This window comes from Paenarthrobacter sp. 4246, assembly GCF_040546855.1.
In the GTDB taxonomy this organism is placed as follows: Bacteria; Actinomycetota; Actinomycetes; order Actinomycetales; family Micrococcaceae; genus Arthrobacter.
Genome location: NZ_JBEPOP010000002.1, coordinates 300,591 through 324,242 on the forward strand (window position 1 = coordinate 300,591; position 23,652 = coordinate 324,242).

The 23,652-nt window shown below is 63.5% G+C and carries 21 protein-coding genes; 9 read left to right on the plus strand and 12 right to left on the minus strand.

The window, feature by feature from the left end:
• Positions 1–24: 24 nt before the first annotated feature.
• The gene (locus ABIE35_RS04155) at positions 25–1,131 is read right to left on the minus strand and encodes a Gfo/Idh/MocA family protein (protein ID WP_354512628.1); all 1,107 of its coding nucleotides are present in this window, start codon (positions 1,129–1,131) and stop codon (positions 25–27) included.
• Positions 1,132–1,335: 204 nt separating this feature from the next.
• Between ABIE35_RS04155 and ABIE35_RS04160 the strand changes: the two genes are divergently transcribed.
• Positions 1,336–3,693: a glycoside hydrolase family 3 N-terminal domain-containing protein gene (locus tag ABIE35_RS04160; RefSeq protein WP_354512630.1), complete on the plus strand. Its 2,358-nt coding sequence runs from the start codon at positions 1,336–1,338 to the stop codon at positions 3,691–3,693.
• Positions 3,694–3,743: 50 nt separating this feature from the next.
• Entirely contained in the window at positions 3,744–4,244 is a 501-nt protein-coding gene (locus tag ABIE35_RS04165; RefSeq protein WP_354512632.1) for a GNAT family N-acetyltransferase, read from the plus strand.
• Positions 4,245–4,367: 123 nt separating this feature from the next.
• Here the strand turns inward: ABIE35_RS04165 and ABIE35_RS04170 are convergent, their stop codons facing one another.
• Both ABIE35_RS04170 and ABIE35_RS04175 read right to left on the minus strand, forming a co-directional pair.
• Positions 4,368–4,856, minus strand: a complete 489-nt coding sequence (locus ABIE35_RS04170) for an SDR family NAD(P)-dependent oxidoreductase (protein ID WP_354512634.1) — start codon at positions 4,854–4,856, stop codon at positions 4,368–4,370.
• Positions 4,853–5,542, minus strand: coding sequence for a hypothetical protein (locus ABIE35_RS04175; RefSeq protein WP_280627228.1), 690 nt, complete (start codon positions 5,540–5,542; stop codon positions 4,853–4,855). Before ABIE35_RS04175 ends, ABIE35_RS04170 begins: the two co-directional genes overlap by 4 nt.
• A gap of 95 nt (positions 5,543–5,637) precedes the next feature.
• Here ABIE35_RS04175 and ABIE35_RS04180 point away from each other — a divergent pair, with 95 nt between their 5' ends.
• The 4 genes from ABIE35_RS04180 (at position 5,638) to ABIE35_RS04195 (ending at position 10,309) form a co-directional block, all read left to right on the plus strand.
• Positions 5,638–6,069 carry a VOC family protein gene (locus tag ABIE35_RS04180; RefSeq protein WP_354512637.1) on the plus strand — a complete coding sequence of 144 codons (432 nt, stop codon included), beginning with the start codon at positions 5,638–5,640 and terminating at the stop codon, positions 6,067–6,069.
• On the plus strand, positions 6,066–6,560 hold the full coding sequence (locus tag ABIE35_RS04185) for a DinB family protein (protein WP_354512639.1): 495 nt from the start codon (positions 6,066–6,068) through the stop codon (positions 6,558–6,560). Before ABIE35_RS04180 ends, ABIE35_RS04185 begins: the two co-directional genes overlap by 4 nt.
• A gap of 44 nt (positions 6,561–6,604) precedes the next feature.
• Positions 6,605–8,650 (plus strand): HNH endonuclease signature motif containing protein, encoded by a 2,046-nt coding sequence (locus ABIE35_RS04190; protein ID WP_354512641.1) that lies wholly within the window; start codon positions 6,605–6,607, stop codon positions 8,648–8,650.
• Between the two features lie 321 nt (positions 8,651–8,971).
• Positions 8,972–10,309, plus strand: coding sequence for an amidohydrolase family protein (locus tag ABIE35_RS04195; protein ID WP_354512643.1), 1,338 nt, complete (start codon positions 8,972–8,974; stop codon positions 10,307–10,309).
• Here ABIE35_RS04195 and ABIE35_RS04200 read toward each other — a convergent pair.
• Genes ABIE35_RS04200 through ABIE35_RS04220 form a run of 5 tightly spaced genes read right to left on the minus strand, consistent with a single transcriptional unit; the run spans position 10,306 to position 16,676 of the window.
• Positions 10,306–11,016 (minus strand): DUF624 domain-containing protein, encoded by a 711-nt coding sequence (locus tag ABIE35_RS04200; protein WP_354512645.1) that lies wholly within the window; start codon positions 11,014–11,016, stop codon positions 10,306–10,308. The genes ABIE35_RS04195 and ABIE35_RS04200 overlap by 4 nt on opposite strands.
• 8 nt (positions 11,017–11,024) lie before the next feature.
• Entirely contained in the window at positions 11,025–12,689 is a 1,665-nt protein-coding gene (locus ABIE35_RS04205) for an ABC transporter substrate-binding protein (RefSeq protein ID WP_354512647.1), read from the minus strand.
• 5 nt (positions 12,690–12,694) lie between these two features.
• Positions 12,695–13,564, minus strand: a complete 870-nt coding sequence (locus ABIE35_RS04210; protein WP_089597228.1) for a carbohydrate ABC transporter permease — start codon at positions 13,562–13,564, stop codon at positions 12,695–12,697.
• 56 nt (positions 13,565–13,620) lie between these two features.
• Complete coding sequence (locus ABIE35_RS04215) at positions 13,621–14,601, minus strand: ABC transporter permease (protein WP_354512649.1); 981 nt, start codon at positions 14,599–14,601, stop codon at positions 13,621–13,623.
• Positions 14,601–16,676: a beta-galactosidase gene (locus ABIE35_RS04220; RefSeq protein ID WP_354512651.1), complete on the minus strand. Its 2,076-nt coding sequence runs from the start codon at positions 16,674–16,676 to the stop codon at positions 14,601–14,603. Before ABIE35_RS04220 ends, ABIE35_RS04215 begins: the two co-directional genes overlap by 1 nt.
• 405 nt (positions 16,677–17,081) lie before the next feature.
• Here ABIE35_RS04220 and ABIE35_RS04225 point away from each other — a divergent pair, with 405 nt between their 5' ends.
• On the plus strand, positions 17,082–17,834 hold the full coding sequence (locus tag ABIE35_RS04225) for an ArsR/SmtB family transcription factor (protein WP_354512653.1): 753 nt from the start codon (positions 17,082–17,084) through the stop codon (positions 17,832–17,834).
• Positions 17,835–17,904: 70 nt separating this feature from the next.
• On the opposite strand, the gene ABIE35_RS04230 is transcribed toward ABIE35_RS04225, so the two are convergent.
• Positions 17,905–18,897 (minus strand): nucleoside hydrolase, encoded by a 993-nt coding sequence (locus tag ABIE35_RS04230; protein WP_354512655.1) that lies wholly within the window; start codon positions 18,895–18,897, stop codon positions 17,905–17,907.
• A gap of 91 nt (positions 18,898–18,988) precedes the next feature.
• Positions 18,989–20,443 carry an MFS transporter gene (locus ABIE35_RS04235; protein WP_354512657.1) on the minus strand — a complete coding sequence of 485 codons (1,455 nt, stop codon included), beginning with the start codon at positions 20,441–20,443 and terminating at the stop codon, positions 18,989–18,991.
• 135 nt (positions 20,444–20,578) lie between these two features.
• Between ABIE35_RS04235 and ABIE35_RS04240 the strand changes: the two genes are divergently transcribed.
• Entirely contained in the window at positions 20,579–21,352 is a 774-nt protein-coding gene (locus ABIE35_RS04240; RefSeq protein ID WP_354512659.1) for a GntR family transcriptional regulator, read from the plus strand.
• Between the two features lie 47 nt (positions 21,353–21,399).
• Complete coding sequence (locus ABIE35_RS04245; RefSeq protein ID WP_354512660.1) at positions 21,400–22,284, plus strand: ribokinase; 885 nt, start codon at positions 21,400–21,402, stop codon at positions 22,282–22,284.
• Between the two features lie 58 nt (positions 22,285–22,342).
• Here ABIE35_RS04245 and ABIE35_RS04250 read toward each other — a convergent pair whose 3' ends face one another.
• Together ABIE35_RS04250 and ABIE35_RS04255 are read right to left on the minus strand one after the other, a co-directional pair.
• A complete protein-coding gene (locus ABIE35_RS04250) occupies positions 22,343–22,627 on the minus strand; it encodes an acylphosphatase (RefSeq protein ID WP_354512662.1) in 285 nt (94 codons plus the stop codon).
• A 95-nt stretch (positions 22,628–22,722) separates the two neighbouring features.
• A complete protein-coding gene (locus ABIE35_RS04255) occupies positions 22,723–23,637 on the minus strand; it encodes a pullulanase X25 domain-containing protein (protein WP_354512664.1) in 915 nt (304 codons plus the stop codon).
• Positions 23,638–23,652 lie beyond the last annotated feature (15 nt).

Here is a 23,652-nt window from a genome sequence, read left to right on the forward strand (position 1 = left end):
GGGGATCTCCGGTCAGGTATGGGTTCAGGCGCGGGCTGTGGAGGCCAGGACGCGGGTGCCGCAGCCTTCACCGTCCATGCCCTCGTAGAAAGCGTGGCCGGGGACGATGTCCCCGCGCCGGACGGGTTGGCCGGTAAACGCCGAAGCGTAGATCGCGGCAGCGAACTCCAGTGTTTGCCGCGCAGAGTCCGCGTCGGCTGGGAGCGGCAATCCGGCGTCGAGCGCGTCATACATCGCCAGGAACTGGGCGGCGTGTCCGCTGCCCCGCTCCAACGGCTGCTCTTTCCACGCCGAGGAAACTGCGTCTTCGTGTCCGGGTGCCGCGGTGATGGTCCAGTCCTTGGTGCCGTAGCCGTAGAGGTGGCTGAGTTCGATGGTGGCGAACTCGCAGTCGACGCGGATGTCAGAAGTTTCCCTCGGCGAGAGCAGGGAGTTGATGACAGTGGCGGCGGCGCCGTTCTCAAACCGGACCAGCGCAGCCGAGAAGTCTTCGGTGGATGTGGCCCGGGCTTGCCGGGAGGCGATGGCGTTGACTTCCTCCCACGGGCCGAGCAGGTGGAGAAGAAGATCGAACTGGTGGATGCCGTGGCCCATGGTGGGTCCGCCGCCTTCGGCCTGCCAGGTGCCGCGCCAGGGGAGGTCAAAGTACTCGTCCGGGCGATACCAGAGGGTGTCGCAGCGGGCCACCAGCGGCCGGCCAAAATCGCTGCCGCCGATCAGGGCCCGGGCCGCAGCCGAGGCGTCACCGAAGCGGTGTTGGAAGACGCACGAAAACTGGGCCCCGCTCTGTGTTTGTGCGTCGTTTAGTCGATCGAAGTCGGCCAAGCTGAGCGCCGGCGGCTTCTCGGACAGGACATGGACACCGGCTTCGAGGCACTCAATAGCTTGGTCGATGTGCATCATGGGCGGCGTGCAGAGGTGCACGATGTCCGGTTTCGACTCTGCCAGGAGCTCGGTGAGGCTCTGGTAGCGGCCGGCAATGCCATGGTCATCAGCGAAGGCATGCAGGCGGGCCTCGTCAACGTCGCACGCGGCCACCAACTCCGCCCGGTGATCGGTGCGGGCCAGGTTGGACGCATGGACTGCCGCGATGCCGCCAGTGCCAACGATTGCCACTCGGTACGTGTGCATAGTTCTCCGATTGCCTTGAATTCATTTCCGAAAGTTTCTTATTTGCCTGCACGGTAAGCATGGCCCTCCAGACGAGCTACTTACGCTTCAGTGCCTCAACGCTATGGAGATTGCAGAGATGAAGTCAAGGGTTTGAGCAATGGAAAGTAATTAGATATTTCTGATAGTTTCTAAAAATCATCTGCAATATCCAAGGAGAAGCCTGTGAGTACCGGCGCCGCCGATCAGCAATCACCTGCCCGCGTTCCCGCGTCGGACGTCGTAGAGCACCTCATCCGCGAAATGACGCTGGAGGAAAAGCTCGCCCAGCTGGCGGGAGTGTGGGTCAACGCCTCCACCGACGGCGATTCCGTTGCTCCGCTGCAAAGCCAGATGGCGGGAGACACCCGCTCCTGGGATGACATCATCGCCGACGGACTCGGCCAGATCACGCGCATGTACGGCACAGTTCCGGTGGAACCGGCCGAGGGCGCGCGCCGACTGGCGGCCGCGCAGGAGCAGATCATGGCCGCTTCCCGCTTCGGCATCCCGGCGCAGGTTCACGAGGAATGCTTGGCCGGTCTGGCGGCGTGGAAGGCCACGGCATTCCCCGTTCCGCTCGCGTGGGGTGCCACCTTCAACCCGCCCCTGGTGCGGGAGATGGCAACCCTGATCGGCACGAGCATGCGGTCCTTGGGCGTCCATCAGGGCCTGGCCCCCGTGTTGGACGTGGTGCGCGATCTCCGCTGGGGGCGCGTGGAAGAGACCATCGGCGAAGACCCGTATTTGGTGGGCACGGTGGCCACCGCGTATGTGCAAGGCCTGGAAACGACCGGCATCGTCGCCACCCTCAAACACTTCGTGGGCTACTCAGCCTCCCAGGCCGGCCGCAACCACGCGCCCGTCTCCATCGGCCCCCGCGAACTCGCCGACGTCATGCTGCCGCCGTTTGAAATGGCGATCCGCCACGGCGGTCCCCGCTCCGTGATGCACGCCTATACCGACGTCGACGGCGTACCGGCCGCCGCGAACCGCGCCCTTCTGACCGGGCTGCTTCGTGAGGAATGGGGTTTCACCGGGACAGTGGTGGCCGACTACTTCGGCGTCGCGTTCCTGGACGTCACTCACGGAGTAGCCGCAGATTCCGGTGACGCTGCAGTGCTGGCACTGAGTGCCGGCGTCGACGTTGAACTGCCTACCGTGAATTGCTTCGGCGAGCCGCTGTTGCGTCGCATCCGCGAGGGTGCTTTGGACGAATCCGTGGTGGACGACGCCCTGCGCCGCGTCTTGAGGCAGAAGGCGGAGGTTGGGTTGTTGTCGCCGGACTTCTCCCCCGTCCCGGCCGTGCTCTCTGAGGCTGCGTACGGGCAGATTGAACTGGATCCTGCTCCGAACCGTTCACTGGCGCGGCAGTTGGCGGCTCAGTCCTTGGTGCTGCTGAGCAACCGCGTGTTCGACGGCGCTCCGGCGCTGCCGCTCAGTCCGGTGGGTTCGCTGGGTGTTGTGGGGCCCTTGGCCGACGATCCCTTCGCAATGCTGGGCTGCTACTCCTTTGACGCGCATGTTGGAGCCTCGCATCCCGACGTGCCGATGGGCATATCGGTTCCCTCCGTAGCAGGGGTTGCCTCCGGACGGTTCGAGTCAGTGGCCACGTCGGTCACCGGAAACTGCGAGGCCGCCACCGACGAGCAGATCGCCGAAGCCTGCCATGTGGCATCCTCAGTGGACACGTGCGTTGTGGTGGTTGGCGACAATGCTGGGCTGTTCGGCCGGGGCACTTCAGGCGAAGGAAACGACGCCGCCGACCTCCGCCTTCCCGGCGACCAGCACCTCATGCTGGACCGTATCTTGACCGCGTGTGCTGCCTCCGGGACACGCGCCGTGGTGGTGGTCCTCAGCGGGCGACCCTACGCCCTGGGTGACTTCGTGGAGCGTGCCGACGCGATCGTCCAGGGCTTCTTCCCGGGCGAAGAAGCTGGCGAGGCGCTCTGGGACGTGCTCACCGGCGTCGTCAATCCGTCCGGAAAACTGCCCGTATCCGTGCCGCGCTCCCCCGGCGGCCAGCCCGGAACGTACCTGCATTCCAAGCTCGCCGGCCCCAGCGGAGTCAGCGCGCTGGACCCCTCGCCGCTGTTCGGTTTCGGGCATGGCCTGTCCTACACAACTTTCGAGTTGACGCGGCACCAGTGCAGCGCGCCCACCATGTCGACGTCGGACTCGGTCACCGTCAGCTGCACTGTCACGAACACCGGCTCTCGGGGTGGCGCCGAAGTTGTGCAGCTGTACCTCGAGGATCCGGTGGGCGAAGTGGTTCGCCCCGTCCGCGAGTTGATCGGCTACTCGCGCGTCGAGCTGGAAGCCGGCGCGTCCGCCGTCGTGGATTTTGTGGTTCACGCCGACCGGACCTCCTTTACCGGCCTGGACCTTCAGCGAGTGGTGACGCCGGGTTTGGTGAAGCTGCACGTCTCAACGTCCAGCACCGCTGATGCCCACACGCATGAGCTGATCCTGCACGGGCCGAGGCGCGTGGCAGGCTTTGAGCGGGAGATGCTGACGCCGGTAAAGGTGCGGCATTTGGCCTGACAGGGTGCTCTTGTCCTCCTGGCTTGCTCTGCTGAAGGTAGGCTGCGGACATGCTCCCCCACCAGACGGCCCGGCTGCGCTTCCGTGAGATGACGGGGGCTGATCTCGATGCGATGAGCTTGATGCTGGGTGATCCGGACGTGATGACCTACTATCCCGCTCCCAAAACCCGTGACGAAGCGGCTGTCTGGATCGAATGGAACCAGGCGAACTACGCGCGCCACGGGTACGGATTGTGGATCGTGGAAACGCACGACGGCGATTTTGTTGGCGACTGCGGACTGACCTGGCAACAGGTCAACGGGCGGTCCGAACTCGAGGTCGGGTATCACATCCGCTCGGACCTTCAGGGGCGCGGATATGGGACGGAAGCGGCCTTGGCGTGCCTGGATTTCGCGCGGGACGTGGTGGGGGTTGGTCTGCTCGTGGCCATCATCCATCCGAACAATGCGGCTTCACGCCGGGTCGCCGAGCATCTCGGGATGCGGGCCCTTGAGGACGACACCGGCGGGCCGGCTGTTCGGACCGTGATGGGCGTGGAGCTGGGCTAGTTCGCGTGCCATCCCCACCCACTTTGGCTGCAGGAAGGTCCAAAATCAGTCGATGTGGGTTGCATAACGGCCTATCCGGGCTCAAAGAAGGTGGGGACGGCACAGCCTGATGTGGGGGCGGCCCTACCAAGCGAGGTCGGCCGCTCCGAGGGAGACGAAACGCGGCGACATGCGGTCGCCGGAATCAACCAGTTCCCTCAGCTCCCGGGCCGCGACCCGTGGATCCTTGGAGGCGTCAGCCTGCCCCATCTCCGTGGCCAACTTCCCCGGGTGAACCGCCCAGCACCGCACCTGGCCGGCGACATTGACGTCGACGGCGTTGAGAACGCCTTCCGCTGCAATGTCACCGAGTTCGGCGTGCTGAGCCCCCTGAGCAGCATTGTTGATGAGTACGTCAACGGATCTGCCCCCAATGGCTGACATCAGCTCGTCGGATGGCTGGTGCCGGACATCGTGGGTGACTGCGGTGACATGTTGTCGGTCGGCCCACCCGGTGGGTGTCCGGGTGATCGCGACAACCGCCCAACCGGCGTCGGAGAATTCCTCCACCAGGGACTTCCCCAAGCCGCGGCCAGCCCCGGTGATGACGGCGAGTCTCTTCCCGGGACTCACGCGAAACGAACGTCCGTGTCCGGGTCCTTGCGGGAATCCAACATGCTGATGATCTTGCTTTCCAGCGCAGCAACCGTAGCCTCCGGGAGGACGATCAGTCCATCGAGTTCCTTGCGGGCACGCTTGTAGGCCGTCTGCCGTTCAGCGGGGGTGGCTGCGGTGTCTTCCGCGATGCGCAGGAGTTTCCGCGCAGTCGCCAGCCGTTGCCGTTCGGGGCCGCTGAAGTTGCCGTCCTTGATGCGCCGGGCCTCCCGCTCGGCAACATCAAAAGCGAGTTCATAGCTGTGCACTGCCGCGCGGTACTCAGCCAGCCGGGCCGGCGTCGAAATCTCTTCAGGGGTGGCGGGCCGTAAGCCGTCGGCCTCTTTCTTGGCGCGCAGGAACGCGACGGTGAGCGGCTCGCGCACGTCGGTCATGAGGGGGAAGTCGATGAGGTTGCCGACGTCAAGCTCGTAATCAAGCCACCTGTGATTCACCGAATCATGCGCGTCAATCAGCGAGACTACCTCGGCCTGGTTGGCCTCCTCGTGCACCGCCAACTGGTTCTTCAACTTCAGCAATTCCACCTTGCGGCGGTGCCGTTCCTCGCTGGCTTTCGACCACGACCTCGCCCAGCCACCAGCCATGCCGCCGATAGGGAAAATGAGCCACCAGTAACTGCCAAGGAAGTCGAAGAGGGGTTCCACTGCTCCATCCTCCCACCGGCCCGGACCGGGGCTCAACAGGCAGGGCGGATTGGCTGTACCGGGACGACGTCGTACCCTCCCGCTAGGCTTCCCCTATGGACCAGCGATTGCACTTCCTCACGTTCGCCACCAAGGATCTCGACGCCGCGCGCGCCTTCTACAAGGACGGGCTCGGCTGGGATCCGACCATGGACGTTCCCGGCGAGATCCTCTTCTTCCAGATTGCGCCGGGACTGATGCTCGGCCTGTTCGACGCCGAAAAGTTCGACCAGGACCTCGGCGCTAACGCTCCTACGGCAGGTGTCAGCGGAGTGACGCTTTCGCACAACGTCGGCAGCCCGAAGGAAGTTGCCCGAACCATCGAAGCTCTGGTTGCCGCGGGCGCTTCGGTAGTGAAGCCGGCACAGGCGGGCGCTTTCGGTGGCATCTTCCATGGCCACGTCAAAGATCCGAACGGCATCGTCTGGGAGATCGCCCATAACCCTGGCTGGAAAATCAACAACGACGGCACGGTGGTTTTCGGATGAGCGCCCTCCCGCACACCTCCACTGAGGATGTCATCAACCAGGACGCCCGGACCCAGTTCGATACGTTTCTGGACGAGCATCGCAGGGCCCTCACCGAGTGCCTCGATGGACTTACTGAGGAACAAGCACGACGCCGGCTGGTCGCCTCGCGCACCACACTCCTGGGCCTGGTGAAGCACGCCACCTTCGTCGAAAAAGTGTGGTTCGACGAAGCCATCACGTGCAGGTCCCGGGCCGAGATCGGCATCCCCGCGACGCCGGATGAGTCGTTCATCCTGAACGATAAGGACACCATTGCCAGCATCCGAAGCGCCTATGCCGAGGCTTGCTCGGCATCCAGGCAGGCAGCGGCCCAATTGGGCCTCGACGACCTTGTGCTAGGGAACCGCCGCGGCCCGCTCCCCCTCCGCTGGGTGTACCTTCATATGCTCCGTGAACTCGCCCAGCATTGCGGGCATGCGGATATTTTGCGGGAGCAGATCACCCGGTAGCCGGGCGCCCTAATAATGTCGGACCCCCCTGACAGGATGTTTTTATGGAAGAAACAGGGCAGTCGAGAGCACTGAGGGCGGAATCGTCCCCTGCTGTCGCTGCCCTTGCCGCTGTCCGGTCACGGCGTTTCTTGAGCATGCCGGACTTGCTAAGGGCCGGGTTCAAGGATTCGACGGCGCCCGTCACCTGGAGCGGCGGCTTCCACGGTGCTGGGCTGCTCAACAGCAAGGCCAAGTCCGCTCCGGCTTCATCGCTCACGGGCCCCGCCCTGGCCCACGATGCGGCCCAAAGCACAAGACCGGACCCTGAAGCACAGCGGAATGCCCAGACCGGCCATGCCTCAGAGTCTGCTCAGCCAGTCCAACCTTTCGACACCCAGCGCCCTGATCCCAAGGCAGCTGGCGAGCCTGACCTTTTGGCTGCCGGGTCCGACCTGGCGGCGCTTCTTAACCACAGCGCGTCACTTCTGGACTCCGCACGCCTGTCCGCTGTCGACAAAGTTCCTCTTTTGGGGTTTTATGAGGCTGCTGATTTTGCCGGCAAGGTCGAGGAGATCGCCCGGTCGGTGGAGTACTTGCAGGTTGTTGCGGCGCAGGCTGTTGAACGGACCCGGAACGAAGCACTACAGGCCGGTCCGGGGTCCTCGGCAGCAGCACCGCAATGGCGGACCGGCTGGACGGAACCGGAGCCAGGCACCGACACCGCTGCAGCTTCGAAGAGCGCGGCTTCGCAGAGCGGAGCTTCCCTCGGTAGGACGGGAACCGCCACCGCTGCGGCGACCGATGGTGAAACAGGATCAGCACGTTGGGCATCGGACGCCAAGGCCAGCGTTCTGGATGACGGGTACCGGAACGCGGCCCAGTTCCTGCGGGCACGGTTGCGGATCGGCATCGGCGAGGCCAAGCGCCGGCTCGCCCTGGCCCCCGACATCCTCCCCCAGACAGGCATCGCCGGGCAGGACATCCCGGCCCGCCGCGAAATACTCGCCAACGCGGTCGGAACCGGGCTGGTGCCCTCCCGGTCGGCGACCATCATCAGCGCCGCCCTGGACACAGTCCGGCACCTCACCGACGAGGACACCCTCACCCGGATGGAACACGCCCTCACCACCACCGCAGTCGAAACCGACCCGGACTTCGTCACCAAAATGGCCAAACGCTGGACCGACGTCATCGACCACGACGGCCCCGAACCCACCGAAGAAATCCTCCGCCAACTCCAAGGCGTGTTCCTCCGCCGCCGACGCCGCCACGGACTCCACCACCTCGAAATCTTCGCCACCGACGAACAATACGAAATCCTCACCACCGCCATGAACGTCGCCACCAACCCACGCCTCACCACCACCGGAACCGACGCCGACACCGATGCCGATGCCGATACCGATCAGGCGGTCCCCGCCGGTCCGGACCTGGACCGGCGCAGCCGGCCACAGAAACTCCTCAACGGCCTCACCAGCGCCTGCAGCCTCGCCATGCGCACCGGGAAACTACCCGCCAACGGCGGCCTCCCACCCCAACTCACCGTCACCATCGGCTACCAAGAGCTCCTCCAACAAATCCAAAACCACCAACACCACAACCAGCACGGCACCAGAACCGGGGCCGGCACCGGCACCGCGACAGGGACAGTCACTGGGACCGGCAACGCAACAGCGACAGGGACTGGCACCGCGACCTTCACCGGACCGATCCACCCGAACACCATCCGCAAAATCGCCTGCGACGCCGAGATCCTCCCCGTCCTGCTCGGCAGCGACTCCCGCGTCCTGGACATCGGCCGCACCACCCGGATCTTCCCACCCCACATCCGCAAAGCCATCACCGCCCGCGACCAAGGCTGCGCCTTCCCCGACTGCACCATGCCCGCACCCTGGTGCGAAGCCCACCACACCACCTACTGGTCCCACGGCGGCACCACCTCAACAGACAACGGCACCCTGCTCTGCAACCACCACCACCACCTCATCCACAAAGAACAATGGCGCATCGACATGAAAACCGGCGTCCCCTGGTTCATCCCCCCACCCCACATCGACCCACACCAAACACCCCGACGCAACCACCACCACACACCCCACAGAACATAGAAAAGCGGTGGCAGAACATCAACACGCCCACAAACGGCGACGGGCGGCGCCCCAGACTGTCCGTATAACGGCGTGCGCCGGATGCGCCGCGGGCTTGGGTGAGAGTGAACTTTGGGGTCGGAATTTCCGGGATCGGAACGCAATGAGAGGATCCCCACACCCGCGGCCCATCCTCCTTCTTGGCATACCAAGCAGGCGAATCACCCCGGTAACTTACAATTGTCGCTTGCATCACTCCGCAAACCTGAGGCATTCTGGAATACCAAATGCTCACCCGCGTTCAAGTAGCGGCCCAGCAGCTCGTTCCCCAGGAGTCCAACAATGTGCCTTCACGATCACACCTCAGCACCCAAGCCCCAGGGTGAGCTGCCTCGCCGCGGCATCCTCGCCGGAGCTGCAGCACTGGCCGGGATCTCCGTGGCCGGCATCGCCGCGCAGCTGGCATCAGCGCCAGCCGCCCTTGCGGACAATACGCAGTCGGGTCCGAACTACCCCGGACGTCCGTTGACCACCCAGGCGCTCATTATTGAGGGCGGAACAGTGGTAGACCCAAAGACCGGCGATGCTGTGGCAGATGGGGTGGTGGTGCTCGACGGCGGCAAGGTCACGGCCGTCGGTACCCGGGACGAAACGCGCAAGGCTGTTTCCGCCGTCGCGAACCGTGCCCGGAGGCTCAACGCCTCGGGTAAATGGGTCCTTCCAGGCCTCGTCGATGCCCACGTCCACGCCAACGCACTGGCCGATGCCCGGGCTCTCCTGCAAGGCGGAGCCACCAGCGTACGGAGCGGTTCGAGCACTTTCTACCAGGACATTGCTCTCGCCGCGCTGCCGTCGTGGGCTCCCGGCCTCTCGCCCAGGATGACCCCGGCGGGACTGTTTATCTCACCCGATCAGGGAGATTCCCTCCTGGCTGATCCGGATTTGGCACCTTTGGCAACGCTGAGTGGCGGGGTTAAGGAGCCGCAGGACCTCGCGTACCTGACCCGCATCAACCTCAAGCGCGGCGCCGAGGTCATCAAAACCCGTGCCAACCCGCGGGCTGGCCTTCCCGAGCAGGATCCCCGCGAGTTGGTCTACAACGTGGACCAGATCGGTGCGATCGTCAAGGCAGCCAAGGGAGCCGGAGTCCTCTGCCATGCCTACAGCGCCGAAGGAATCGATGGCGCCGTCCGAGCGGGGGTGCGCAGCATCGAGCATGGTGTCTTCATGACGGAAAAGACCATTCAGGAGATGGCCCGGCGCGGCACCTTCTTCACACCCACCATGGACGCCATCACCAGCATGGCCCGCTCCACCAACCCGATCCTGGCCGCACGCGGAACGGAATACACACCCATCCTTCAGTCCGCGGTGCGCGCAGCCAAGGACGCTGGAGTCACGATTGTGGCCGGCACCGATTCCTTCGGAACGGACGTGACGCCGATCGGCACAGAGGCTCGCTTGCTCGCGGAAGCCGGGCTGACCCCCTTGGAAGCATTGCAGGCAGCCACCACCAATGCGGCACGTTTGCTGGGCCGAGGCGATAACGTCGGTCGCCTGGTTCGCGGTTCCGTGGCGGATGTTGTGGTGGTGGATTCGGATCCCCTGACCGATGGCTCGGCCCTGGAGAAGGTCAGCACAGTGATCGCCCAAGGTGCAGTGGTCCGGACAAACCTCTAGCCCACCGGGGCGGAACCTGCTGCGCTGGCGGCCACTGAAACGGTGAACTTTTCCTCCACGAACGCCAGCAGCGGCCGGGAGTTCATGCACAGCAGGTAGACCAGCAGGCCAGCGGCAAACAGCATCAGCCAGACACTGGTGGAAATCAACACGAAACCAGCAATGAAGAGGATCCCCACGTTCCCGAGCGCTACCCGCTTCCGGGCACCAATGCTGTAGATGGACAAGCGGTAGATGTCCACGGTGCGGAAATTGAAGCGGGCAAGCAACAACATCGCGTGCAGGGCAGCCGTGCTCACCAGAAGGCCGAGCCCCACCAGCCCGATCCGGGCAGCAACCGTTCCAGGGTTGCTGCCCGGCAGGCTGGAGAGGTTCGCGACGATGACTGCAAGGAGGGCGGCGTAGGGCAGCCAGACCACCAAGGCCTGTCCAAAATTGCCCCGATAGGACTTCACTAAATCGTGGAACACCCCCGTGTCCTCACCGGCGAGAAGCCGGTTGAAGGCATAGCAGCAAGCCACAAGTGACGGTCCAACCAGGACGAAGCCCAACAACGCCACAGGACCCACGAGTCCAGCCAGCAACGGCATGAGCACTACCAGCGCATTGGCCAGCACCAGCAAAGCCCCACCCACCATGACGCCGTACACCATGCCCGCCGCCCTGAACAGCGGGCCGGTCCCATACTGTGCCTCCTTCGCAGCCATCAGAAGAGCTACTTCTTGTCCGCGTACGCTTTGTACGCCTTGTTAGCCAACTCCACGTATTTCGTCTGACCCTTGCTGTCGAGTTCCTTCACGTAGGCGTCGAACTCGCCGAGAGCGCGCTGCCCGGTGATGAACTTGAGGGTGTTCTGCTTGACGTGGTCCTTGAGCGGGGTGAGTGCAAGGGTGGCCTGCTCCCGGTCAATGTCGTTGAACGGTACGGGCGGGGGCACGGGGCGCGGCTTCTTGGCCTTCATGGCTTCCTGGAACGCCAGCTCCTCGTCGTTGAACGTGGACTGCAGCAGTTCCGTGGCGCCTCCGTAGGCGAAGTTGCCGCCGGAGAATCCGTACTCCACCCGGAGATCCTTGGTACCGGCGGGATTGAGGCCTTGGAAGTTGATGTCGGATGCGAGCTGGCGCTTACCGCCGGACTTGGTGAAGGTGGTCCCTTCCACGCCCCATTTGCTGAACTCCTGGCCGGCGTCGCTGTAAAATAACCAGTCGATGTACTGGATGAGCGCCACGAAGCTGTCTTTGTCCTTCACCGACGAGTTCAGCATGATGCCGTTCTCCAACCGGGTTCCACCGATGATGTCTCCGGCCGGACCACCGGGAACCGTGATCTTGCCGATCTCAAAGTTGCCCTTGCCCAGGGACTGCTCCATGGAGGTGCGGTAGGTGATGACGTTCTGCGAGTTGGCACTGATGACGAACGACTTGCCGGACACGAACTTCTGGATGGCGGAGTCGTCGGTCTGGGTGAAGCTTTCGGGGTCCATCAGGCCCTCGGACACCAGGGAGTTGAAGTACGTCACCAGGTCTTTGAACTTATCTGAACCGGCGGCGAAGCTGAACTCCTTCTTGTCTTCGTCGAACTGCAGGCCGTCCACCAGTCCCCATCCGGCCACTGTCCCGAAGGCTGCACTTGCGATGTTCAGGACACTGTCACCCTTGAACCGGTCGGAGTAGGGCACCACGTCCGGGTAGGCCTTCTTCAGCGAGCGCAGCACGTCACGGAATTCGTCCCAGGTAGTGGGCTCGGAGAGGCCTTCCTTCTTCAGTACATCCTTGCGGAAGCACAGGGAGTAGTCGGGCCAGAGTTCCTCATGCAAACCGGGCAGGACGTAGTACTTGCCGTCTTCCTGGGTCAGTCCTTCAATCTCGGGCTCGAGCTTCCACTTCTTCACCTTCTCCTGGAAATGCGGCATCAGGTCCACGTAGTCGCTGACGGGCAGGACGGCACCGGCGGAAACGAACGCTGCTTCCTGTCCTGGATAGGTCTTGGCGATGATCTCCGGCGCGCTGCCAGAGCTGATGAGGAGGCTGCGTTTCTGTTCGTAGTCGCTGTTGGGCACGATGGTGGGTTCCAGGGTGACATTGTTGTCGCTGGCCATTTTGGTGAACAGCAGCCAGTCCTTCTTGTACGGGTAGGTTGGCTGGTCGGAGAACAGGAACGTGAACGTGAGCGGTACCGTCGCCTTGAACGTGTCCCCAACTTTGAAGCTGTCCATCGCACCGTTGCGGGACTTGGACGTGTCCACCTTTTCGGTGGTTTCGGCGTCGCAACTGGTCAGCATGAGTCCGATGGTGACAACGGAGGCGAGTCCAAGAAAATCGCGCCTACGGAATTCTGGTCTGCGGAGCTCAGGTTTGTGGATCATTGGATGTCCTTTCATAAGGGTTATTCCTTGACGGAACCGAGCATGACGCCCGAGAAGAAGTACTTCTGCACGAAGGGGTAGACGCAAAGGATGGGGATGACGGTCAGGACGATGGTGACCGATTGGATGTTGGCGGCGATCTGGCCGACGTTCTCCGCTGTTCCGCCGGCTGAGCCCGCTGTGGTGACTCCGGCGATCATGTTGCGCAGGTAGATGGTGACCGGGAAGAGGTCCGGGTTGTCGAGGTAGAGGAAGGCTTGGAACCACGAATTCCAGTTGGCTACCGCATAGAACAGGATCATGGTGGCCACGATCGCCTTGCTGAGCGGCAGTACCACCCGGAACAGCACCCCGTACTGGGTGAGCCCGTCAATCGACGCCGCTTCCTCCAGTTCGCGGGGCATGTTCTCGAAGAAGGACTTCATGATGAGCAGGTTGAACACGCTGATGGCGTTCGGCAGCACCACGGCCCAGATGGAGTCCCGCATGCCCAGGGAACTGATGAGCACGTAATTGGGAATCAACCCGCCGTTGAAGAACATGGTGAACACGGCCAGGCCTATGAAGACGCTGCGTCCTTTGAGGTCCTTCTTGGCGATGGCGTAGGCGAAGGAGGTGGTGAGGACCATGGAGATGGCCGTTGCCACCACGGTGTACAGCACGGTGTTGCCGTAGTTGTTCCAGAAGGTGGAATCGGCCAGTATCAGCTTGTACGTCTCGGTATTGAAGCCCATGGGGAACAGGTTGACCTGCCCCGCGTTGATGAACCCTTCGCTGGAGAACGATTGCGCGATGATGTTCAGGAACGGGTACACCGTAAGGAACACCACCAGCAGCAGGAACACCAGGTTGAAGGCCCGGAAGATCCGCATGGCGCGTGAGACTTTCATGTCCTTCACCAGGACGCCCTGGGCGGCGCCGCCCTTGATGGCAGTAGCTGTCTTGTTCACCACAGGCTCGTTCCTGCGAGTCGCTTTGAGATCGCGTTCGCTGAGAGGATCAGCGTGAGGCCGATGACGGATTCGAACATTCCGATGGCGGCCGCGTAGCTGAAGTTGCTGGATTCCAGGCCCACCCGGTACAGGTAGGTGGAGATGACGTCTGAGGTTGCGTAGTTGAGCGGGTTGTAGATGAGGAGGATCTTCTCGAAGCCCACCGCCATGAACGTGCCGATGTTCAGGATCAGCAGGGTGATGATGGTTGGCCTGATGGCCGGGAGAGTCACGTGCCAGGTCTGTTGCCAACGGTTGGCACCGTCGATCCTGGCCGCTTCATAGAGCGATTCGTCCACGCGCGTCAGTGCGGCAAGGTAGAGGATGGCGCCCCAGCCCATGGTCTGCCAGACTTCGGAGCTGATGTACATGGGCCTGAACCAGCCCGGGTCCTGCGTGAAGTTCACGGTGGTTCCGAACAACGACTCCGCTATTTGGTTCACGGTGCCGGTCATGGAGAAGTTCTGCAGGATCATGCCTGCGATGATCACCACGGACATGAAGTGCGGCAGGTAGGCCACGGTCTGGACGAACTTCTTGAACTTCTGCGACCTCAACTCGTTGAGCATGAGCGCGAAGATAATGGGCATCGGGAAGCAGAACACCAGGGTCAGGACGCCAAGGATGATGGTGTTCTGGAAGGCCTGCCAGAAGCTGGGATCGTTGATGAACAAGGTGATGTATTTGAACCCCAACCACTTCTCGCCGAAAATGCTGCCTCCGGGCTGGAACTGGCGGAAAGCGATCACATTGCCGGCCATGGGCAGGTATCTGAAGATCAGGAGATACAACAGGGGCAGTGCCAGCAGCGTGTACAGGCGCCAGTCGCGTTTGAGTGCCAGCTTCCAGCTTCCGGGCTTGTTGCGCCGCTTCTTTGCCGAGCCCGGTTCGGGGCCCGTGACCGCCTTGGGCGGAACATCCAGTCGTAGTGCCATCAGTCCGCCGCCCGTCCTGCAGTTTGGTCCAGAATCAGGACACCGTTGGCAGGGAGCTCAACCAGCCCCGCCACCGCGCGTCCGCTGAGGCGGTCCGTGCCGCCGTCGAGCACGTCCACGCTGGAGGGCGCATCGTTGTGGTTGAGCACCATGAGGAAGCTTTTGTTGTTGCCGTCAGCTTTGGTGCCGGTACGACGCCGGACCTGGACTCCCGCAGGTGCCTTCAGTTCCGGTTCCACTCCGGCCGTGCGGAGCTCGTCGTCGAGGAGCTGGTTCAACAATCCGTCGTCAACCCGTGCCGACAAATACAGCGCCGTGCCTGAACCGAAAGCGTTGCGGGTGACAGCCGGAGCGCCCGCCAGCCGGCCCGAAGAGTAGCTGGCCAGCACGTCCGCCGTTTCGGCATGCAGATGTTCGGTCCAGTAGCTCGCCGAGGAGGTGCCGCCGTCGGGCGTTGAGAGCTTTACTTGCTCACCCTCTCCGGCGAGTGGGTGCATTTCCTCGCTCCAAGCTCCCAGCACGTTCCTCAACGCGCCCGGGTAGCCGCCCAGCCGGATGGTGTTGTCCTGGTCCACGATGCCCGAAAGGTAGGAGACCACCAGCCGTCCACCGTCGGCCACGTAGTTTTCCCACCGGGAAGCAGCTGAGTCGGTGAGGAGGTAGGACGCCGGCATGATCACCAGGCTGTATTCGGAAAGGTCGCTGTTGGCGTTGACGAAATCCACGGTGACGTTGGCCTCGAACAAGGGCCGGTAGAACCGCAGGACTTCCTGCGCGTAGTTCAGGTCCGACCTCGGCGAGTTGCCGAGTTCCAGCGCCCACCAGCAGTCCCAGTCGAACACGATGGCCACCTTGGCCGTGGACCGTGTGCCCGTCAGGTCGCCGAGGGACTTCAGTTCCTGGCCGAGCTCGCGCACTTCCCTGAAGATCCGGGTGTTTGGGCCGGCATGGTTCACCATGGCCGAGTGGTAGCGCTCGGTTCCGCCCTTGGCCTGGCGCCACTGGAAGAACAGGATCGAATCGGCACCCTGGGCTATGGCCTGGTAGGAGCCGAGGCGCATCTTGCCGGGAAGCTTGGAGACGTTGACGGCCCATTGGCTGACCGCGCCGGTGGCTTGCTCCATCACCATCCATGGCTGGCCCTGGCGCAGCGAACGCATGAGGTCGAAGTTCAACGCAGCAGCGATGTGGGCGTCGTCTTCGCGCGGATCAGGGTAGATGTCCAGTGCAGCAGCGTCTTCTTCGGCTGCCCAGGCCCAGTAGTCGTTGATCTTGTAGAAGCGCATGAAGTTGGTGAGGATCGGCAGGTCCGGGCTGTGGCGGCGAAGGACGTCGCGCTCGGCCTTGAAATGTTCCAGCATGCTGTCCGAGGTGAAGCGGTGGAAGTCCAGCCGGCGTGACGGGTTGGACCAGGTGCGGGGTTGGGCGGGGACGCGGACCTGGTGCCAGTCAGAGTAGAGCTGGCCCCAGACGGTGGTGCTCCAGGCTTCGTTGAGCTCATCCAGGGACGAATACTTCTGTTGCAGCCATTCCCGGAACGCCTTCTCAGCCCACGGACCATAGGACACAGGCCCGTACTCGTTGCCGACGTGCCACATCCGCAACGCAGGATGGCTGGCGTAGCGCTCCCCCATTTTTTCTGCGAGGGCCAGTGACTTGGCGCGGTACACCGGGTGGGAAACATCGAAGTGCTGCCTGGAGCCGAAGCCAAAAATGGTGCCGTCCGGGCGCTCCGGCATGATGTCCGGGTGCTGCTCCACGAGCCAGGCCGGCGGCACGGCGTCCGGTGTTGCCAGGTCCACGCCGATGCCGTGCGAGTGCATCAGGTCCATGACGTCGTCCAGCCAGCCAAAGTCGAAGACGTTGTCACTGGTTTCCAGCCGGCTCCAGGAGAAGACCGCCAAGGTCACCAGGTTTACCCCGGCTTGCTGCATGAGTTTGGCGTCTTCGAGCCACACGTCGCGCGGCCATTGCTCGGGGTTGTAGTCCCCGCCGTAGGCTATGCCGCCTATTCGTTGGTGCAGTTGCTGCAGCCGCGCCTCGGCTGTCCGCAAGTCCTCAGGGTGGATGGTCATCGTTGTCCTTCACTCGGCCTTCGTCGCCCCACATCGCAGTGCGACGCACATCACAGGGAGAAACTATCGTAAAGTTTACGCAATAACAACAGGTCAGTATCGGAAACCCGCGAGTAACCAGGGCAGCCAGAAATCCAGACACTGCCGCCGAATTGAGGGGGTTTCGGAGCAGCAGATCGCACTCGTAGCGGGTGTAGATGCTTGCTGAAACGGCGAAGTTTCCGAGGTTGAATGGAAACTATCGGAACACCGTTTTGGAGACTGCGAAGTTTTTGATCTCAGCGGGAGCGCGGGAACCTGCGGGATCGCCGGAAAGGATCGGCTGACCCGCAGCGCGCCCACGATCTCGGCATCCCAGCCTAAAAATCGTTGACACGTGACCATATGGTCACCTATTCTGAGGCCATGGACATCGTGTTCAAGGCCCTGGCAGACCCCACCCGCAGGGAATTACTGGACGAACTCTTCCGCGAGGATGGCCAGTCCGCGTCCGCCTTGGGAGCCCGGTTCGAGATGACCCGCTTCGGCATAGCAAAGCACCTCAAGCTGCTCGAAGATGCGGGATTGGTGGCTACCCGCCGTCGGGGTCGCGAAAAACTGCACTTCCTGAACCCGGTACCCATCCGCCTCATCCACGATCGTTGGGTGAGTAAATACGCAGAACCATGGGCCGCTGCCCTCAGCGACCTCAAATCCAGATTGGAAAGTCCCATGGAAAAGATCTTCGAGATTTACATCAAGACCACTCCGGAACGGCTCTGGGAAGCCATCACCGACAGCGACATCCGCAGCAAGTACCAGTTCGGAAACACGTTCACTGCGGACTGGACACCGGGCGGCCGCTTCGAGATGCATAACGTCAAAGCGGACGCACCGCTCGGCGAGGGCGAGAACATCGAAGTCGATCCCCCGCGCCGCCTCGTCCAGACCATGCGTGCGCTGTGGGGCGACGACGTGAAGGCCGAGGGAACATCACGGATCACTTGGGAAATCGAGCCGGTGGGCGATTCATGCCACCTCACGGTGACGCACGATCAACTCCGCGAAGGCGCCAACGACCAACTCTACGGCGGCTGGCCCATGATCCTCTCCGGCCTCAAGACCTGGCTGGAAACCGGCGAAAAGCTCACCACGCCCGGCTCACTTATGTACACGTAGCCGGCTTAAACGCGGACGACGACGGCGGGCCGCTGCCGCCGTCGTCGTCGATACCTCAGCCTCCCGCCTGTCAGGCGACGGGCACAGTCTCCTGCTCTTCAGAGAGCCAGGCCGCCTGCAGGGTTCCGAGCAGATGCGGTGCGAAGTCTTCGCCAATTTCCATCACTACCCGGCAGCGGGCCCCGCGCTGCTCCGGGAAGCCGGCGTACTGTCCACGGAGATCGCACACAGTCTGGCCGCGACCGGGTCCGTCAGTAGTGTCCACCTGGACGCGAACGGTGGGAGCCAGGGTCAATTCCACTCCCCTGACGGCGATGGCCGCGGCGAGGGGATCGTGCATCGCCGAGCATGCCCGGCCGAAGATGTCGATGTAGAAGCCGAAGTAGTAGCCCAGCATTTCACCCAGCGCCTGCGAGACCCGGTGCTCAGTGGCCAGCAACTCCTGGCGGTGGTTTTCCTCCAGGACGTTGGTCATGGTGACATCCAGGGGTACCAGGGTGACATTCCAGTCGGCGGCGAGGACCTCGGCGGCGGCCTCGGGGTCGTTGGCGATGTTGGCCTCGGCTACCGGCGTAATGTTCCCGGGGGCCAGTGCTGCGCCGCCCATGATGGTGACCTCGGCAATGAGCTCGGGCAACTTGGGTTCCAGGCGCAGCGCCTCGGCGATGTTGGTCAGCGGGCCGATGGCCACCAAGCGCAACTCCCCCGCGTACTGGTGGGCCAACTGCACCAACAATTCCGCAGCGGTGGACTTCACTGGTTGGCGGTCAGACTGGGCCAGGTCCACTCCGCCGATGCCGTTGTCGCCGTGGACATGTGGGGCACCGCCGTGGAACGTACCCACCTGTGGATCGTGCGCACCGACAGCCACCGGAATGTCCGGGTGGCCGGCCAGGTTCAGCAGGTCCAAGGTGTTCCGGGCGCCGCCTGCTGCACTGACGTTGCCACTGACCGTGCCGATTCCTACCAGTTCCGCCCGCGGGGAGGCCAGGAGGTAGGCGAGGGCGAGGGCGTCGTCGATGCCGGTATCACAGTCAAGGAAGAAGGGTGCGGACTGGGTCATGATGGTCTCTCGTTTCAGGATGGAGCGGTCTGCTTGTTGTGCGGGGGGACTCTGGTGCGTGGGAAGCTAAGCCGCGCACCGGCGTCGTGCGTTAGATCTTTTCGCCCTTGGGGGCCGCGATGAAGAGGCTGACGATGAAGGCCAGGGCGGTGATGGACACTGAGATCCAGAGGGCTGTGGAGTATCCAGCAGCGGTGCCAAGCCCTGCAAACGGGGCAACAATCACGACGCCGAGGCTTGCGCCGATGCCGAACGAGGCACCGTTGATGCCCGGCAAGGCGGCCGGTGCTTCCTTGGGAGAGAGCAGCACGGACAAGCCGTTGATAGCGGTGAGGAAGAAGCCGTTATAGAAGATGCCCAAGGCGGCGATGGCAATCAGGACGGCCACTTGGTTATGCGAGAACAGTGCTGCGACGATCGCGCAGGCGAGGCTGGTTGCCGTGCCGACGCGGACGGTCTTGATCCAACCGCGGCGGTCGGCGATCCAACCGGCGAGGGGTGCGGCGAAGACGCCGATCAGTGCTGCCGGGGTGAGGAAGAGCAGGGCAGCGACCGATGCCGACAAGCCGAAGCCGTTCTCCTTGTCCTGGCTAAGCAACACCACGGTGAAGTTGATGATGGCGAAGATTCCGGCAAGGGTCAGCACGGTGGTGGCGATGACGGGCCAGACCTGCCGTGAGCGGAGGTGGTGGACTGCAACCAGCGGAGTTTCGCGCTTCTTTTCGATGAGCCAGAACGCGGCAAAGGAAGCGATGCTGCCGGCCAACAGGCCGAGGGCGGCAGGCGAGGTCCAGCCAGCTGAAGAACCCGTGGAGACAAAGTACGTGATGAACACCAGGAAAACGGACAACGAACCTGCGCCCCACCAGTCCATCCGGCCCGGAGCGGCCGCGGACTTGCCGCCCGGGACCACTTTGATGACGCAGACGACGGCGATCGCGGCCAGCACCAGGACGGCGACGAAAATCGACTGGAAGCCAAGGGTCTCGGCCATGAGTCCGCCGAAGTAGCCATCCACGCCGCCAACGCCGCCGTTGATGGCCGCGATGATGCCGATGGAGGTGCCGAAGAGCCGTGCCGGCAGGTACTCATTGAGGACGATGTAGGACAGCGCAAAGATGGCGCTTGAGACACCCTGCATGAAGCGGCCCGTGACCAGCAGCGGCAGAGTGGGTGCGAAAATACACAGCACCGTCCCTGCGCCCATGATCGCCAGCACCAGCAGGAGGGCATTGCGCCGGCCGATGAAGTCGCTCCAGCGCCCGATGACCGGACCGGCAATGGCGCCGGCCAGGAAGAACATCGACTGGACCTGTGCCACGGCTTCGGGCGTTTCGCCGAAGAAGGAGCCGATGTGCGGGAGCGCCGGGGTGATCATGCTGGCGTTCAGCTGGAATGCCAGCACTGCCAGGACCAGTGTTGTGATCAGCAGCGCGGCGGCCTTTCCGTGGAAGCGGCCTTCGTCCGTGGCTGCTGCTGGTGCCTGCGTTGATGCTGGGGCCTGCGGGTCTGCAGTCTGCTGGCCTGTGGCGGTGGGGATGTTCACATCAAACTCCTTTGTCCGAGGGCGCTGGGCGGCGCCACGAGATGTGAGTTGTTATACAAGCATGTATTACGAGCTTGTGCAACTTGTCACATTCATCCGGTACAGTGTCGGTAACCCATCTCAAGTGAGGCACCCTTGACCGACAACGCCGTCCAGTTCCTGTCCCGGCCCATCGCCGCCCAACCCGGGCAGCCTTTGCGCGTCGCGGCTTACTCCCGCATCGCCGAAGCCATCCGGACCAAGATCCTGCCGCCCGGCTCGCTGCTCCCCACCGAGACCGAGCTGGGCACCATGATGGACGTCAGCCGCACCGTGATCCGGGAAGCGCTGATGTTGCTCGAAGAAGACGGCCTTACCCGGGCACGTCGCGGAGTTGGCCGTTTCGTAGCCGACTCGCTGCCCCGCATCGGCATCGAACACATCCGCCCGTTCGACCAACTCCTTGGCGGACCCGACCAGGACATCCAGGTCAAAAGGGTCGCGGCGATCAAGCAGCCCGCGTCGGAATTCGTGGCTCCTGGCATCGGCGTGCAGCCTGATGAAGACGTGTGGTTCTGGGAAAGCGTGCTCATCCGGAACGGCGAACCCGTTGCCCACCTCCAGGAAAACGTGGCCCTGGGAATCCCCGAAGCCCAGGCCCTGGCCGAAGCGGCAGAGGCTCCCACACTGTCCGCATCAACGCTCCTGGAAGTCCTCGGCGGTCTTCCCGGAGCTTCCCTTGGGCCGGGCGAATGCGAAATCAGCCTCAGCACCGCCGGTCCCAGCCGCGCAAAACTGCTGGGCCTCCGACCGTCGGACCCCGTACTGGTCCTCACCCAATACGTGAGGCGGAACGGCAACGCCTTCTACCTCGCCAAATGCCTGGTGGCTGCCAAGGCCGGCCACCTCTCCGTCATCCAGTCCTCCTGACTCTCCCCTGATTTCCTGAACCGACTTTCACCCGCAAAGGACCTTCCATGAGCACGTCCCCTCAGATTGCTGCGCCCTCACCCCTCACCGTGGTGGGCAGCATCAACCTCGACATCACCGCCACCGCCGGCCGGCTCCCCTCCCCAGGTGAAACCGTAGGAAGTGGCGTCCTCCGCCAGCAGCCCGGCGGCAAGGGCGCCAACCAAGCCGTTGCGGCGGCCCGGCTCGCAGGCATGTCCCGCATGGTGGGGGCAGTAGGCCAGGATGACGCGGGCCTCGGCCTCATCAGCGCGATGGCGGGTGCCGGCGTCGACGTCCAGGACATCGCCCGCGTGGAAGAAGCTACGGGAACTGCGCTGGTGCTGGTGGACAGCGAGGGCGAGAACCAGATTGTGGTGTGCCCCGGCGCCAACGGTTCTGTGTCCTTGGAAGGTGTGATCTTCGGTGCCGATGAGGCTGTCCTCTGCCAGCTCGAAGTGGACCAGGACGTGGTGTTGGAGGCCGCCCGGCGCGCAACGGGTTTCTTCGTCCTGAACGCGGCCCCGGCCGCGCCGATCATTCCCGAACTCCTGGAACGCTGCGACCTGGTGATCGTGAACGAGACGGAGTATGAGCTGATTCCCGCCCTTCGCAGTGCTCCCTTGGTTGCCGTCACCTACGGTGGCGACGGCTCGGCCATCTTCGTCGACGGCGAACGGGTGGCCGAAGCCCCTGCCGTGCGCGTCGCTGATATTGCCAACACCATCGGCGCCGGGGATGCGTTCTGCGCGGCGCTGGTCCTGGCACTCCAGTCCGGACTGGAGTATTCGCACGCCCTGGCAGTGGCCAACGCCGTTGGCGCGGACGCAGTCCGGGATGCTTCCTCGCAGCCCGCACTGAAGCCGCTGGAACACTACATCGAGGCTACGGCCTCTGCTGCCCAGCCCGCCTGATACGCCGGAGGGTCAGGCCTCACCACCGCGTCTCCGGGGCGTAGCATCGGCTGACTCGCTAGTCGATAATCCGGAAGTCGTGGAACTCCCCTGTTGCGTCGGAAACCTGGAACTCAACGTCCGCCACTTGGCCCGGGGCGCGCGAGGAGTGGAGCCAAGTCACGAGGTGCTCAACATCGGAGGCAGTTCCCTCGGCAACCAAATGCACAGACCCATCGTGGTTGTTGCGGACCGTTCCCTTCAGCATGAATTCGTCGGCTTTCCGGGCAGTCCAGTAGCGGAACCCGACCCCCTGGACAACGCCGGTGATGCGGGCCGTGACGCGCTGGGCTTCGTCAGTCATGGAACCACCTTAACCAAACCTGCCCCTGTCCGTCCCAATCATCGTTCAACGAGGAGGAGAGCGAACAAGGGCAGGTTTCGAACCGGCAAAAATACTTAGCCGACCACGATGTCCCGGGTCTCATGGCTGTATGTGATGGTGACCGGGCCGCCGTCGTGGTTCAACTCGTGGTTGGCGCCATCGCGGGCGCCGAACGCACCGTAGTTCTCGTCCCATGAACGGTTGAGCGCGATCTTGTACGTGTAGAAACCGGCGGGCAGTTCAGCCGTGATGGTCCACACCTGGACCAGCGGGTTGAACTCCATCTGGGCTTCGTCGTACTGCGGGGCCCAGTCCTCGGGAGCTCCCAGGATCTTGTTGAAGTCTCCGGCAACCGCCACCGCGTCTGGCTGCGGAACGGTTTCGACGGCGGGAGTCGCCGCTGCTTTGGCCGGTGCCTTGCGGGTGGCCTTCTTGGCAGCCGGCGCCTTGGTGGCTGTGGCGGCCTTGGCCTTGGGTGCCGACACCTTCGCGGCAGCAACCTTCGGCTCCGCTACGTCGGTAGCCGCGACCTTCGGAGCAGCCGCTTTCCTCGGAGCCGCAGCCCGTTTGGTGGCTGCAGCCTTCTTGGCGGCCGTCTTCGCAGGCGGGGCCGTCGCAGGCGGGGCAGTCGGAACGGGAACGTCGGCTGGAACCGGGGTGCCGGCGTCGAGCGCTGCACCGAAAGCGGCCGCATCCGGGAAAGCCACGGTGGCACGCAAGCCGTCCTCCGGAATGGTCCAGCCGGAACGGCCCTTGACCAGCCAGCCGGCCTTCACCAGCTTGGCCGATGCCGAAGTGAGGGTCTTGTGGCCGCGGGGGATGCCGCCACTGAGAAGTTCAGCCTCGTGATCATTGAAAGGTACGCGGACGATCGCTTCGGCCAGGACCTCGCCGGCATTGAGGGTTGTCTGGGACCACACGCTTTCAGCGAGGATGTCCAGTACGGCCTTCAGACGAAGGTTGGTGTTCTCGGCGGTGTTCGCGCCCATGCTTCTCCTTCAACG